At 63.9% G+C, this 14,057-nt stretch carries 17 protein-coding genes; 16 read left to right on the top strand and 1 reads right to left on the bottom strand.

The window, feature by feature from the left end; genetic code table 11:
• The first annotated feature begins 1 nt into the window (after position 1).
• The 8 genes from JOF47_RS13575 (at position 2) to JOF47_RS13540 (ending at position 4,961) form a co-directional block, all read left to right on the top strand.
• The gene (locus tag JOF47_RS13575; RefSeq protein WP_245356368.1) at positions 2-1,156 is read left to right on the top strand and encodes an ABC transporter ATP-binding protein; all 1,155 of its coding nucleotides are present in this window, start codon (positions 2-4) and stop codon (positions 1,154-1,156) included.
• Complete coding sequence (locus JOF47_RS13570; RefSeq protein WP_209999421.1) at positions 1,153-2,097, top strand: ABC transporter permease; 945 nt, start codon at positions 1,153-1,155, stop codon at positions 2,095-2,097. Before JOF47_RS13575 ends, JOF47_RS13570 begins: the two co-directional genes overlap by 4 nt.
• A gap of 11 nt (positions 2,098-2,108) precedes the next feature.
• Entirely contained in the window at positions 2,109-2,906 is a 798-nt protein-coding gene (locus JOF47_RS13565; protein ID WP_209999419.1) for an ABC transporter permease, read from the top strand.
• 150 nt (positions 2,907-3,056) lie between these two features.
• Positions 3,057-3,530, top strand: a complete 474-nt coding sequence (locus tag JOF47_RS13560; RefSeq protein ID WP_209999417.1) for a MarR family winged helix-turn-helix transcriptional regulator — start codon at positions 3,057-3,059, stop codon at positions 3,528-3,530.
• 425 nt (positions 3,531-3,955) lie between these two features.
• Complete coding sequence (gene rpmB / locus JOF47_RS13555) at positions 3,956-4,192, top strand: 50S ribosomal protein L28 (RefSeq protein ID WP_209999416.1); 237 nt, start codon at positions 3,956-3,958, stop codon at positions 4,190-4,192.
• The gene (gene rpmG / locus JOF47_RS13550) at positions 4,192-4,359 is read left to right on the top strand and encodes a 50S ribosomal protein L33 (protein ID WP_068733060.1); all 168 of its coding nucleotides are present in this window, start codon (positions 4,192-4,194) and stop codon (positions 4,357-4,359) included. Before rpmB ends, rpmG begins: the two co-directional genes overlap by 1 nt.
• Positions 4,360-4,361: 2 nt before the next feature.
• The gene (gene rpsN / locus JOF47_RS13545) at positions 4,362-4,667 is read left to right on the top strand and encodes a 30S ribosomal protein S14 (protein WP_209999415.1); all 306 of its coding nucleotides are present in this window, start codon (positions 4,362-4,364) and stop codon (positions 4,665-4,667) included.
• 135 nt (positions 4,668-4,802) lie between these two features.
• On the top strand, positions 4,803-4,961 hold the full coding sequence (locus JOF47_RS13540) for a hypothetical protein (RefSeq protein WP_209999411.1): 159 nt from the start codon (positions 4,803-4,805) through the stop codon (positions 4,959-4,961).
• Between the two features lie 123 nt (positions 4,962-5,084).
• Here JOF47_RS13540 and JOF47_RS13535 read toward each other — a convergent pair whose 3' ends face one another.
• Positions 5,085-5,723: a DnaJ family domain-containing protein gene (locus JOF47_RS13535; protein ID WP_209999409.1), complete on the bottom strand. Its 639-nt coding sequence runs from the start codon at positions 5,721-5,723 to the stop codon at positions 5,085-5,087.
• A 140-nt stretch (positions 5,724-5,863) separates the two neighbouring features.
• On the opposite strand from JOF47_RS13535, the gene JOF47_RS13530 reads away from it, so the two are divergent.
• The 8 genes from JOF47_RS13530 to JOF47_RS13495 all read left to right on the top strand — a co-directional run bounded on the left by JOF47_RS13530 (position 5,864) and on the right by JOF47_RS13495 (position 13,999).
• The gene (locus JOF47_RS13530) at positions 5,864-6,847 is read left to right on the top strand and encodes an SDR family NAD(P)-dependent oxidoreductase (protein ID WP_209999407.1); all 984 of its coding nucleotides are present in this window, start codon (positions 5,864-5,866) and stop codon (positions 6,845-6,847) included.
• Between the two features lie 323 nt (positions 6,848-7,170).
• Complete coding sequence (locus JOF47_RS13525; RefSeq protein ID WP_068733068.1) at positions 7,171-7,455, top strand: HU family DNA-binding protein; 285 nt, start codon at positions 7,171-7,173, stop codon at positions 7,453-7,455.
• A 184-nt stretch (positions 7,456-7,639) separates the two neighbouring features.
• A complete protein-coding gene (locus tag JOF47_RS13520) occupies positions 7,640-8,269 on the top strand; it encodes a hypothetical protein (RefSeq protein ID WP_209999405.1) in 630 nt (209 codons plus the stop codon).
• Between the two features lie 62 nt (positions 8,270-8,331).
• Positions 8,332-8,943, top strand: a complete 612-nt coding sequence (locus JOF47_RS13515) for a copper resistance CopC family protein (protein ID WP_209999404.1) — start codon at positions 8,332-8,334, stop codon at positions 8,941-8,943.
• Between the two features lie 250 nt (positions 8,944-9,193).
• Positions 9,194-9,763, top strand: coding sequence for a copper chaperone PCu(A)C (locus JOF47_RS13510; protein ID WP_209999399.1), 570 nt, complete (start codon positions 9,194-9,196; stop codon positions 9,761-9,763).
• Between the two features lie 5 nt (positions 9,764-9,768).
• Complete coding sequence (locus JOF47_RS13505) at positions 9,769-10,995, top strand: Dyp-type peroxidase (protein WP_342592778.1); 1,227 nt, start codon at positions 9,769-9,771, stop codon at positions 10,993-10,995.
• 102 nt (positions 10,996-11,097) lie between these two features.
• Positions 11,098-13,227 (top strand): bifunctional copper resistance protein CopD/cytochrome c oxidase assembly protein, encoded by a 2,130-nt coding sequence (locus JOF47_RS13500; RefSeq protein WP_342592777.1) that lies wholly within the window; start codon positions 11,098-11,100, stop codon positions 13,225-13,227.
• Positions 13,217-13,999 carry a hypothetical protein gene (locus JOF47_RS13495; RefSeq protein WP_209999395.1) on the top strand — a complete coding sequence of 261 codons (783 nt, stop codon included), beginning with the start codon at positions 13,217-13,219 and terminating at the stop codon, positions 13,997-13,999. Before JOF47_RS13500 ends, JOF47_RS13495 begins: the two co-directional genes overlap by 11 nt.
• The last annotated feature ends 58 nt before the right edge of the window (positions 14,000-14,057 follow it).

Raw genomic sequence — 14,057 nt, 5'->3', positions numbered from 1 at the left:
ATTGAGCACTCCAACAACCCTGAAGGATCCGGCCCTGACCGGGGAGTCCTCGGGGGCCGACCTGCACCTCAGCAACGTGACCAAGAGATTCACGGACTTCACCGCGGTGGACGACCTGACGCTCACAGTCCCCAGCGGGACGTTCTTCGCGCTCCTCGGCCCGTCCGGTTGCGGAAAGACCACCACGCTGCGCATGATCGCCGGACTGGAGCAGCCGACCAGCGGCAGCATTAGCATCGGCGGCCAGGACGTGACCAAGTTCCCCTCGTTCCAGCGCCAGGTCAACACCGTGTTCCAGTCCTACGCGCTGTTCCCGCACATGAGCGTGCTGGACAACGTGGCGTTCGGCCTGAAGCGCAAGGGCGTTAAGGACCAGCTGTCCCGCGCCAAGGCCGCACTGGAAATGGTCGAACTCGGCCATCTCTCCTCGCGCAAGCCAAGCCAGCTGTCCGGCGGACAGCAGCAGCGCGTGGCGCTCGCCCGTGCGCTGGTCAACCGGCCGGCGGTGCTGCTGCTCGATGAGCCGCTCGGCGCACTGGACATGAAGTTGCGCCGCCAGATGCAGGTGGAGCTCAAGGCGATCCAGACCGAGGTTGGCCTGACCTTCATCCACGTGACCCACGACCAGGAAGAGGCCATGACGATGGCCGACACCGTTGCCGTCATGAACAAGGGTCGGATCGAACAGATGGGCGCCCCGCGCGACCTGTACGAGCTGCCCAAGACCGCATTCGTGGCCAACTTCCTGGGCAAGTCCAACCTGATGCACGGCACGGTGACCGAGGACCTCGGCGACGCCGTGGCCGTGGATGTCTCCGGCCACAGGCTGGTGATGCCCAAGAACCGCTCGGTGGCCCACAGCGGCGCCGCAATCGTCGGCGTGCGGCCGGAAAAGATGCGCATCCTGAACCTCCCCGACGATTACTCGCACACCGCGAACATGCTCACCGGCACCGTCCTGGATGCATCCTTCACCGGTGTGAGCACCGAGTACCTCGTCGAGGTCCCGGGCATCGGCACCATCGGCACCTTCTCCCAGAACATGGGACAGCACCCCGCCCAGCGCGGCGACACCGTCCGCATGACCTGGGAACCCGAGTTCTCGTTCGGGCTGGACGGGGCGGAGAAGACGACCGAGGGGCAGGACGCGGTATGACTGCCACCGCCACGCGTCCCCGCGGCAAAAAGCGCGGCGCGCCCGCGGACGTCCGCAGCGATGAGGAAATCGCTGCGGAGAAACGCAAGGGACGGGTCGGGCTCTACCTGATCATTCCGGGCATGGCCTTCCTGGCCTTGTTCTTCGCGGCCCCGGTTTTGGTGCTGCTTTCCATGTCCCTGTACACCAAGCCGCCGGGCGCCGAAATCGGCGAGTTTGTGCCGGCCTTGCAGTTCAGCAACTACACCACGGTCATCACCGCCTACTGGGACGTGTTCCTGCGTTCCTTCTTCTTCGCGGGGATCGCCACCGTTGCGGCGCTGCTGATCGGGTACCCCATGGCGTACTTGGTGGCGGTGCGGCTGCGCGGGCACCAGCTTATGCAGGGAATCCTGTTGGTGTTGCTGATTGCCCCGTTCTTCTCCAGCTTCATCCTGCGCACGCAGGCCTGGAAGCAGATCCTCTCCGACGAGGGGCCGGTTGTGACGGTGCTGCGGGCGATTGCGATCCTGCCGCCGGACGGGCACCTCACGGCCACCGCGTTCGCGGTCGTCTGTGGCTTGACCTACAACTTCCTGCCGTTCATGATGCTGCCGATCTACGCCAGCCTCGACAGGCTGGACACCAACCTGCTCGAGGCCTCGGGGGACCTGTACGCCAGCCCCATCACGACGTTCTTCAAGGTCACGCTTCCGCTGTCGATGCCCGGTGTCTTTGCGGGCACCCTGCTGACCTTCATCCCGGCGGCCGGCGACTACGTCAACGCGGCGTTGCTGGGCAACAACCGAGACACGGCGATGATCGGCCAGATCATCGATTCGCGCTTCTTCAAGGTTGTTGACTATCCCGGCGCCTCGGCCTTGAGCTTCATCCTGATGATCCTCATCCTGGCGTTGGTCATCATATACATCAAGCGCTTCGGCACCAAGGAACTGTTCTAGGAGGTTATGGCATGAGACAAAAAATTGGACGCTGGTTCATCCCCGTCGTTGGAGGCCTCGCCTTCGTATACCTTCTGGTTCCCATCGCATACATCTTTGTTTTTTCCTTCAACGATGCCGGCCGAACCAACCTTGAATGGCGCGGCTTCACGCTGGACAACTGGAAGAACCCCTGCGGCGCACCGAACGTGTGTGAATCGCTGGTCAACTCGTTGCAGATCGGCGTTGTGGCAACACTTTTCGCCACCGTCCTGGGCACCTGCGTGGCCCTGGGCCTGGTCCGCTACAAGTTCAAGTTCCGCAACACCGCTGACCTGTTGATCATCCTGCCGCTGGCGACCCCGGAAGTAGTTCTGGGTGCCTCCCTGTTGGCCCAGTTCCTGAACCTGGGTTGGGAACTTGGCTTCCCCACCATCGTGATCGCCCACATCATGTTCTGCATGTCCTTTGTGGTGGTGACGGTGCGGGCCAGGGTTTCCTCGCTGGACCCGCGGCTGGAGGAGGCCGCCTCGGATCTCTACGCCAGCCCGTTCATCACGTTCTGGAAGGTCACCTTCCCGCTGTTGCTTCCGGGCATCGTTGCGGCGGCGCTGTTGTCCTTCGCCATGAGTTTCGATGACTTCATCATCACGAACTTCAACTCCGGCAACTTCACGACCTTCCCGAAGTTCATCTACGTTTCGGCAACGCGCGGCATTCCACCACAGGCAAATGTGATCGGCTCGGCCATGTTCATCTTGGCCCTGGTTGTTGTGGTTGCCTCGCAGGTCGTCGCGTACCGCAGGCGCAAGGCCCTCGCCGCACGGTAGGGAGCCACGGCCGGACTCCGGCATGCCCAACGTCGATCCCGGATTCCTGGCGGACACCCGTCACGGAACCCGGGATCGGCGTGTTTTGCGGCAAGATCGAAAACACGCCGGTGAGGTGAGCCAATGCGCGGCTATGGAAAGATGGTTCCCATGAGTGAACCGAAGTGGCTGAGCCCCATTGAACGAGAGGCTTGGCTGGCCCTGCTGTCGGTCACCACGCTGTTGCCTGCGGCGTTGGACAGCGAATTGCAGGTGCAGGCCAAGATCACGCTCTTTGACTACGACGTGCTGGCGATGCTTTCCGAAACGGCGGACCGGACGTTGCCCATGAGCGAACTGGCCTCGCGCACCAGCGCCTCGTTGTCGAGGCTGTCGCACGTGGTGAAGAAACTCGAGGCCCGTGGCTGGGTGGAACGCAGCCGCTCGGAATCCGATGCGCGGGTCACCATCGCAAGACTCACCACTGCCGGCTGGGACATGATCGAACACCTGGCCCCCGAGCATGTTGCCTCCGTGCGGCAGTTTATCTTCGACGGGCTCGATGAACGCGATGTGGCGGAACTGGCGCGCATTGGCCGCAAGCTCACCGGCCAACTCGACCCTGAACACTGGATTCTTCGTTGATCCGGCCCGTCGCAGGGCCGGCTGGCGAGCGCCCGTTCCGGTGACGTGCGGAGCGGCGTGAGGCAGATCGCAATTAAAGACACGGTTTTGGTTGGCTTCGATTTGTCCGCGGATGTGTTAATCGCCTAGGATGGTAAGGCGTTAAGTCGTGCATGCCTATGGGTGTGCACGTTTACCCGTAAAACCGAATATCGCGATCTACCGAGTAGGGAAAAATACTCACCTGGTCGCGAGGTTCACCGTCTTTCACGCTAATAAAGGCGCTTCGGTTGGTTCTCACCCAGCCTGGTTACCTTCAAAGTGTGCAGTAATATACGGTGTCACAACTGGTGGCGGGACTCTTAATCGCAGATTCAGAGGCAGCAGTTTTCCGCTGTATCTGTAAAACGAGTACCGCCAATATTTACTACAACTGAGGAGTGATCATGGCAGCTGTATGCCAGGTGACCGGTGCAGTTCCGAACTTCGGACACAGCATCTCCCACTCGCACCGCCGCAACAAGCGTCGGTTCGACCCGAATATCCAGAAGAAGCGCTACTGGGTTCCGTCTTTGCGCCGCAATGTTACCTTGACCCTTTCGGTCAAGGGCATCAAGCTCATTGACGTCCGCGGCATCGACGCCGTTGTAGCAGGACTCATTGCGAAGGGTGTGAAGCTCTAGTGGCTAAGGATAAGGACGTACGTCCGATCATCAAGCTCAAGTCGACCGCCGGTACCGGATTCACTTACGTGACCCGCAAGAACCGCCGCAATGACCCGGACCGCCTCGTACTGAAGAAGTACGACCCGGTAGTCCGCAAGCACGTCGAATTCCGAGAGGAGCGCTAAACATGGCTAAGAAGTCTATGATTGCTAAGAACGAGCAGCGCAAGGTCATCGTTGAGCGCTACGCCGAAAAGCGTGCCGCACTGAAGAAGACCTTGGTTGACCCGAACGCAACCGACGAGGCACGCGAAGAGGCTCGTCTGGGCCTGCAGAAGCTGCCCCGCAACGCATCGCCGATCCGCGTTCGCAACCGCGACGCCATCGACGGCCGCCCGCGCGGTACCTTCCAGAAGTTCGGTATCTCCCGTGTTCGCTTCCGCGACATGGCACACCGTGGCGAGCTTCCGGGCATCACCAAGTCTTCCTGGTAAATTCCAGAAGCAGTCAAAGGCTCCAACCGTTTCGGTTGGGGCCTTTGGCCTTTTAAGCAAAGGACACTTTTTGACGCGGCGGGTCCGAAGTGCCCCGGCGGCTACTTGCCGTGCCGCCGTATGTAGGCTGTGGGCATGAAGTGGAACAACTTGCTGGCTCCCGCCTCCGGGCTTCTCGTGGCGATCATCGTGATTGCAACCGATCTGCCGGCACCCCGGGCGATATTGGTCATGGCCGTGGGATTCGGAGTGGCCCTGGTGGCCGATCTGGCCGTGGCGCGTCGCGTTTGCTGAACCGGAAGGCGATCCGGCAGGAAGAGTACCGGCTGGCAACAGCGAGCAAACTTGAGCTGGATATCCTGCACGCCTACCGGGAACCGATCGTCTAGCCGGCCGGCCGGAATCCGGACAACGAGCTCAACGGGAGCGGAACCGCCTCTTCCACCAAGCGGTGCGCACCGTGGCCGGCAGCGGCGGCTCGGACGCCGTCGATGACGCTTGTTGGGTGCGGCGCAGTTCCCAGCCCTCAAGCTCGGCATCGACGTCCCGCAACTTGGTGATCACCGGTGGACCGCCGTTGAGTTGACGGCGGGCGTTGATGATTCGCGCATTGAAGTCCTCAAGGAGCTCCCGTACCTGGGTTCTGGAATGCAAACCGTCCATAGTTGTCTCGAGCTCCGCATCCTCCTTGCGCAGCATCAGGGCCGGCGGGCCAACGCCGCTGATCTTCTCCCGCTCCATCATGCCCTTGACCCACCAATCGGGGTCGGTGTTGCTGCCCAGCCCGGGGATGGGCTTCCCCGCGTAGGCAAGGTTGTCGAAGTCGCCGCGGGCAAAGGCCGCCTCAAGGGCACTGTTGGCCACCTCCCAGACTTCTTCATCGGCATGGAAGTGCGGCGTTTCGGCCGGTTCGTCTTTCTCATCGGAGAATTTCCGGCCTGTGGCTTGAGCATATTCATCAACTGGAATATCTTCAGTTGCTAGCTCTTGTGCCAAGCGGTACCGTGCGGCATGCAGCGACGCATCACGATTTTCTCCGTGGTTGCGGTGTGCCATCTGAATCGATCCGCCTCTCTTTGTCCTCCCTCTCAACCTTAACGAGCAGGGTGCCGCAGCGGCAATGAGCAGAAAGCAGTGTCCGCGTTTTCCCGTGTTTTCCGATGGAACGGGGGGAGGAGGGAGTAGCTTTGTTCAGCATGAGCACACATCAATTCGGCACTACAGAGAATGTTCCGCTCCTTGACGATTCCGCGCCTCGTGGCCACCGCTCCGTGGGCGATGCCTCGGGCAAACGCGTCCTGGTGACCGGCGCCAACGCCGGCATCGGTTTCTGGACCAGCCTGCAGCTGGCCCAGCGGGGCGCCGAGGTGATCCTGGCCTGCCGGAACCAGGCGAAGGCCGAAGCCGCGTTGCAAGCCATCCGTTCGCGGGTGCCGAATGCCAACGTATCCTCCGTAATCGTGGACATGGCAAGCCTTGAATCCGTCGCCGGGGCAGTCAAGCTACTCGCCAAGCTGGATGCCCTGGACGTTCTCATTGCCAACGCGGGGGTGGTCCATGCCCCCAGAACGCGGAAACAAAGCGAGGACGGGCTGGAACTTGTCGCTGCCACCAACTTCTTCGGGCACTTTGCCCTGGTGGCCGGCCTGTTGCCCGTGCTGGAGCGGACACCGGGAAGCCGGGTGCTCACCTTGGGCTCGCTTTCCACCCTCCTGGTCAAATTGAGGTTGGACGACCTGCAGCTGCGCAACGGCTATTCGGGATGGCAGGCCTATGCGCAGTCGAAGATCATGGTCCAGTCCTTCGGATTCGAACTGGACCGAAGGCTGCAGGAGGCCGGGAGCTCCGTGCGTGCGTTGAGCGCACATCCCGGTTACTCGATTTCGGGCCGCACGCCAGCGGTTCCCGGTGTCAATGAGCCAAACCGGGGAAAACTGTTCGCCGACTCTTTGCAGGCGCCCTTCACTCAGGGCAAGAACCGAGGTGCGCTGCCGATCGTGCGTGCGGCCCTGGATCCACAGGCGTTTCGGAACGACGGAGTGGCTTTCTTCGGCCCCAAGGGCTGGCTCAAGGGGACACCTGTCCGGTCGAAACCGGCTCGAATCACGACCGACCCCCGGGCCGCCGCAGCCATCTGGAAGGAAGCCGAAAAGGCGACGGGAATCAAGCTGCTTTCTTGAGCGAGGTGCACCCGGACGCATGGGAACACCGGGACTGAATGCTCGGAAAAACGGGTCGGTGCCAAGCCCCGAAACACCCCGAAACGGGATGTCTGCGGCATTGCCGGCACCGGCCTAAAAAAGTGCCCTTCATCTCTCTTTGGGCTTAAAACTGGCCGTTGAACGTGAAAAACCTACCAAAGTTCAAAAAAATCCCGGGAATTCGGCCCAATTCGGGCGTTTCGCGTCTGAACATTTGGTAAGTTCTCACACAGAAGTCCACGCGAATGCGAGGCGTCCTGAACCGGAATCGGTCGGGAAGATGAAGTCCAGGAGGACATACTTTGGCTATGAACCGTAGTGAACTTGTTGCAGCTGTCGCCGAGAAGACCGGCAACTCCCAGGTAGCCGTCAACGGCGTTCTGGATGCAGTGTTCGAGGTTTTCGTTTCCCAGATTTCGCAGGGCGAAAAGGTTTCGATCCCGGGATGGCTCGCAGTTGAGCGCACCGACCGTGCAGCTCGCACCGGCCGCAACCCGCAGACCGGCGAAGCCATCCAGATCCCAGCAGGCCACTCGGTCAAGCTGACCGCCGGCTCCAAGCTGAAGGCTGCCGTTACCGGCAAGTAGTCTGCACTCCCGCAGAAGCTTTCAAGCCGCCCCGCACGATGGGTCTTCGGACCGGTTGTGCGGGGCCGTTTGGTTTAATGAACTAGCCCAAAAGGTTCGTTGAGTTCTACATATTGTAGAATCGCGTAGAATGGGCTGCCGGGGCACAACTGCCCCGCGGACAAACCAGTTGGAGGGACTTGGCATGGAAGATCGCGGCCTGCGCTTTGTGCGTGGCTGGATCGGCGCACTCGTGTGCACGTGCCTTGCCGTGGCCTCCCACACCATTGCCGACGGCATGACGCCACCCTTGGCGATTGTCGGCCTTGTCCTGGCGGTTTCGGGTGCCGTGTGCACTGCACTGGCCTCAACCAATTTTTCCCTGGCTCGCACGACGCTTGCAGTTGTCTTGAGCCAGGGGCTCTACCACGCGGTTTTCGGCCTTTTTGGACACCAATCAGCAACCGGCCACCTGCAGGAGTCCGGAACGCACGCGGGACATGGCGCACATTCAATCGTTCTGAGTGTTGGACAGGTCCTGCCGCCAAGCGCTGTTGCCGAACCATCCCTCGGTTACCTCATGCCGATTTCACACCTGCTGGCCGCCGTGCTGACCATCGCTGCCTTGCGCAAGGGTGAGCTGGCCGCACGCTCCCTGGTCGACAGCATCCTGCTGTACGTTCCGCGGCGCATCCTGTCCTACCGCGCGTGGCAGCCGCTTGTTGACCCGCGGTCCCGGGCTGTCTCATCTCCAATGCCGGTGGCGCGCCTGGACGTTTTGTTGCCCGCGCTGCGGCGGCGCGGCCCTCCTGGCGGTTCTGCTTTCGCCTATTGATAATCGCAGAACCCTCCACACAGGAACCCCGCCACAAAGGGCGGGGGAGAAGGACAACAACCATGAATGTTTCAGCCCAGATTTCGGGATCCAAGGCACGCTTTGGCACCCTGCTCGCCATTGCACTACTGAGCCTGATGACGCTTTTCGGTGTCGGCAGCGCCCAGGCCCACGACGAATTGGTGGCATCAACGCCGGCAAACGGTGCGGTGCTCAAGACCTCCCCGGAAAAATTCGTATTGACCTTCAGCGGAGACCTGAAGGAAATCGGCACCATCGTTGAGCTGAAGGACGAGAAGGGCCAGAGCATCCAGACGAGCTACGAAATCACCCGCCGGGACCTCAACGTCACGCCCGACGCCACCCTGCCCAATGGCGACTACACCCTGGTGGTCCGGGTCGTCTCCTCCGACGGCCACCCCATCGACAAGAAGCTGACCTTCAGCGTGCAGGATCCGCAAGCCGTCGAATCCGCTACGCCGACCCCTGCAGCCACCCCCGCCCCAAGTGCGGCGCCAAGCTCCGGAGCCGCCACGGCTCCGGCACCCGAGCAGCAAAGCCCCGCCAACCAGCTGGCAGGGCTTCCCACCACGGTTGTCTGGATCATTGCCGGAGTAGTCGTGCTGGGCTCGATACTGATGATCCTGCTGAAGGTCCGCCGCCAAGGCAAGTAGGCAATCCGGGTGCCGTTGCCGCCACAGTAGTGCCGCAACGGCATCCCACGTGCACCGAGCGAACGATCGTCGCCGAACGTGCACGCATACACACAATTCTTGGCACCCACGCGCGTCCGCTTCCCGGGCCGCCGCATGCGCTCTTGCGGTCGGGCCCGGGAGAACCGCACCCGCTGGATGCCGCGCGGAATCCGCCGGCGGCCCCGTTGGGCCAAGCCCGGATACTCCGCCCATACACTGGAGATTTCCCATGCCCTTGAACAACCACACCTTGAAAAACCCGGCCTCACGCTTCACCCGCGCAGGTGTCGTGGCGGCCGTTGCGGCAGCCCTGCTGAGCGGCTGCGCCAGCGCCAACACGGCCGATTCGGCAAGCCAAGGCACGCACGCAACAACCCACGACGCAGCGGTTCATGTCGGCGAGGCATGGATCAAGGCCGCGCCCGATGGAATGACCAGCGGCTTCGCCCAATTGCAGAACACCACCGGACAGGAAAAAGCCCTTGTTTCGGTTTCTTCGCCCGTGGCGGAGAGCGTCGAGCTGCATGAGATGGCGGGAACCGGGACGTCCATGAGCATGCAAAAGCTCGATGGCCCGTTGGCCATTCCGGCCAACTCGACGGTTGCCTTGGAACCCGGAGCCAAGCACCTCATGCTCATGGGCCTGAAGCAGGAACTGAAGGCGGGTTCCACCGCGACCCTGGTCTTCACCTACGCGGACCAGAGCACCGACGAAGTCGACTTCGAGATCAAGGAGTTCGGCGGCGCCAAGGAATCCTATGCGCCGGAGGCCGAGCACTCCGGGCACGGAGACCACTGATCGAGGTGACAACCACAGCCAACCAACCAAGCGTCCACTCGCGGCGTGCCTTGCTCCTAGGTGGTGCGGCAACCGTCGCCGGCGCCGCCGCAGGATTTGCAGCCGGTTCCGGCGGCGGGACCGCACGGGCCGCCGCGACGCAGCCCGGCGACCCGATGCACGGACGGGAAACCATCGCCTTCCACGGGGACAGGCAGCCGGGAATCCAGACCCCGGCCCCGGCCTTCGTTTCCTTCCTGGCACTGGACCTGATCCTGCCGGACGCCTCAAACGAGATCGAACAACGCGAGATCCTGCGCCGTGTGTTCCGGCTGATCAGCGACGATGCCGCCCGGCTCATGGACGGGCGCGGCATCCTGGCCGACACGGAACCCGAGCTCGCGGCAAACCCTGCACGGCTGACCGTCACCGTCGGGCTGGGGCCGCTCGCGCTGAAGACCATGAACCCGGGCCTGCTGCCGAGCTGGCTCAGGGAGCTCGAGACCTTCCCGGGGGACACGCTGGACCCCGCATGGGGCCAGAGCGACCTGGTCCTGCAGATTTGCGGGGACGACAGGATGTCGCTCGCACACGCCTCGCGCGCCATGCTCAAGGACCTGCGGCCATTGGCCAGGCTCCACTGGGTGCAGGACGGCTTCCGCCATTCCCGCGGCTCCCAGGACGAGGCTGCGACCATGCGCAACCTCTTCGGGCAGCTGGACGGCACCGGAAACCCGAGCGGCGAAAGGCTCGAACGTGCGCTCTGGGGCGGCGAGAACCTGGAGCCGTGGGTTCCCGGCGGAACCTCGTTGGTGCTGCGCCGCATCGAGATGGACCTCGACGCCTGGGACCGGGTGGACCGGCCGGGCCGGGACTTTTCCCTCGGCAGGCGGCAGGACACCGGTGCGCCGCTGACCGGCAGCCACGAATTCGATTCGCCGGACCTGCGTGCCACGGACGAACTGGGGCTGCCCGTCATTTCCCCGGATTCGCACGTTGCACGTTCCCAACCGCGCGAGGCCGATGAAATCATCCTGCGCCGCGGCTACAACTACCTGGAACCGGGCAGCGCGGGATTGCTTTTCGCCTCCTACCAATGCGATCCCGGGCGCCAGTTCCTACCCATCCAGAGGCGCCTGGCCACGGCCGACATGCTCAACGAATGGACAACGGCCATAGGCTCGGCCGTCTACGCGGTCCTTCCGGGGTGCGCGGAGGGATCGTACCTGGGCAAGGAATTGTTCGCCGGCTGATTGCGGGCCCGCCGTGGTGCAGTGGTGGCGTGCACCACCACGGCACCACGGCGGGCGCCGAACGATGGGAGAATGAACAGGCATGGAAGTTGAAAGGACATTGTGAACAAGTCACAGATCACCGAACTCCGGGATGAAGCAAAGACCTCCGGGGGTTCCGTCGGCAGGCTCTGGCCGGTCCTGACCCTTCCCGCCGTGCTGCTGGGCCTCCTGGCCCTGGTGGCCGCCAGCATCTTTGCCGGCACGTCCGCGGCCAGCCAACTGGGCGACCCCGGTGCCTTTGTGCGCTGGGCGCTGCCGATCGCCAAAGCCCTGCACCACACGGCAATGTCGATCACCATCGCCGCACTGGTCTTCGCCGCGGCGATCCTGCCTCGTTCCACCAAGCCCAAGCGCCCCTCCCCGGGCAACCACGACACCGACGGCGGCAAGGCCCATCCGGCGTTTGTGCGCGCGATGAACCTCGCCGCGGCATCCGGCATGGTGTGGACCCTGGCGGCGGCCGCGGTGCTGGTCCTCAGCTTCTGGGACCTCGTCGGCAAGCCGATGAGCCTGGACCCCACCTACACCACGGCGATGCTCGACTTCGTGCTGGAGATTTCCGTGGGACGGGCCTGGGCCTGGATGATCGTCATCGCGGCGATCACCTCCTCGCTGGCCTTCGGGGTGCGCTCCCCGGCCTGGGTGGGCGCCGCGGCGGCCTTCTCGCTGACGGGCGTGCTGCCGATGTCGCTGATCGGCCATGCGGCCGGGGGCAACGACCACTGGGGCGCGGTCAACGCGATCGGCCTGCACCTGGTGGGCGTGGCCCTCTGGTTCGGCGGCATCGCGGTGCTTGCCGCGTTGGCCCCGCTGCTGCAGGGCAAGGCACCGGGACGCCACGGCGGAACCACACCCATCCTGGCGGGCACCGTCCTGCACAGGTTCTCCGCGCTGGCCACCATCTCGATCTTCCTGGTTGCCGGTTCCGGCGTTGTCAGCGCCATGATCCGGATCACCAGCTGGGAGCAGCTGAACAGCCCCTACGGCTGGCTAGTCATCGCCAAGGCGGTTGCAACCATCGGCCTGGGCGCACTCGGCCTGGCCCACCGCCGCTACGTGATTCCGCGACTCGAGGCCGGCCGGTTCGGCGCACTGAATGCGGCATGGCGCGTGGTCGGGATCGAGGCGCTCATCATGGCCGTGGTCATGTCCCTGGGCACCGTCCTGGGCAGCACCGCGCCGCCGACCCCCGACACCCCGCCGGAGGTCCCGACCCCCGCACGCCTGCTCAGCGGGTACGAGCTGCCGCCGGAACTCACGAGCGAGAGCTGGCTCACCGTCTGGCGCCTTGACTGGCTGTGGGTCGCCATCATCATCCTCCTCGCTGCCCTCTACGTGATTGCGACCGTCAAGGTGCGCCGCCGCGGCGACAAGTGGCCGATCCTGCGCCTGGCCGTCTGGATGGTGGGCCTCGCCGCCCTGTTCTACATCACCTCCGGCGCCCCCGCCGTATACGGCATGGTGCTGTTCTCCATGCACATGGTCGACCACATGGCGCTGACCATGGTCGCCCCGCTGTTCCTGGTCATGGGCGCGCCCGTGACGCTGGCACTGAAGGCCCTGGCTTCGCGCACCGACGGCACCCGCGGCCCGCGCGAGTGGATCCTGGTGCTGGTGCACTCGAAGTACTCGGCGGTCATCACGCACCCGATCTTTGCCGCCGCCAACTTCGCCGGGTCGATCATCATCTTCTACAACACCGACATCTTCGGCTTTGCGCTGCGCCAGCACGTGGGCCACGAATTGATGAACGTGCACTTCCTGCTCACCGGGTACCTCTTTGCGCTGAGCATGATCGGCACCGACCCGGTGCCCAAGCGTGCGCCCTACCCGATGCGCCTGGTGATCCTGCTGGCCACCATGAGCTTCCACGCGTTTTACGGGGTGTCCCTGATGGGGTCGACCTCGTTGATCCAGGCCGACTGGTTCGGCAACCTGGGACGCCCGTGGGGCGCTCCGGCGATGGAGGACCAGCGCCTGGGGGCCGCCGCCATGTGGGGCATCGGCGAGGTGCCCACGCTGCTGCTGGCCCTGGGCGTGATGGTCGCCTGGAGCCGCGACGACGCGAGGGAATCGAAGCGCTCGGACCGCCAGGCCGACCGCGACAACGACGCGGAACTGCAGGCCTACAACCAGATGTTTGCCCAGCTGAAACAACATGACCAGGAGATTGAACGACGTGGCCGCTAAGACCAAGATGGGTGCCCTGCGCGCCCTCGCCCTGACCGCGTCGTTGGGCTTGCTGCTGACCGGCTGTGCCGGCAAGGACCAGGCACTCGAGCTGCCGGAGGGCCACGCGCCGCTGCCCTCCAGTGCCGGCCCCAGTGCCCCCGCAGGCCCCTCGGCCGGGGCCCAGGAACAGCTGACCACCGCGCAGCTGGCCGTGGCCTCGGGCATCTCCATGGCCGCGCGCCTGGGCTTCGACCAGGCGCGCGTCATCAACGGCCAGGAGCTGGAATCCCTCAAGGAAGCCCCGCAGGATTCGCTCAACGGCGTGGTTGTCATCCCCTCGCAGTGCTCCGAGGTCATCGAGTCGCTGAACTGGTCTCCCGTGCAGATGGGGGGCGAGGGCGCGCGAACCGACTTCCTGACCGACAAGATCGCGGCCACCGGCTCGGTCGAGGTCGCAAAGGTCGCCGACAAGCCGGCCTTGGAGAAGCACTACGGCACGGTGCTGCGCATGCTCACCGAATGCAAGAAGATCTCCCTGCACCAGGAATCGGAAACCGTCCCGTTCACCACGCAGAAGCCCGTGGTGAAGGAGGGCCAGGCAGATTCGGCCATCCTGTGGACCCGCGCCAAGCCGGGACAGGCCATGCGCCAGCAGGCCCTGGTGCTGGTCAAGGCCCGGGGGGACTACGTCGGCATGGTTTCGTTCATCGCAACCGATGGCCTTGACTCGCCACAGTTCGCCCAGATGGCGGGAGAGATCCTCAACGCGGCGCTGACCCAGGCGGGTTAGAAACGGGCAGTTCCGGGCCCCTCTCCGGGCCCCTCTCCGGGGCCGGAAGTAGCATCGG

The sequence above is a fragment of the Paeniglutamicibacter kerguelensis genome (assembly GCF_017876535.1).
GTDB lineage: Bacteria > Actinomycetota > Actinomycetes > Actinomycetales > Micrococcaceae > Paeniglutamicibacter > Paeniglutamicibacter kerguelensis.
Note: the sequence above shows the minus strand (reverse complement) of the source record. Positions and strands in the feature narration are given on the sequence as shown.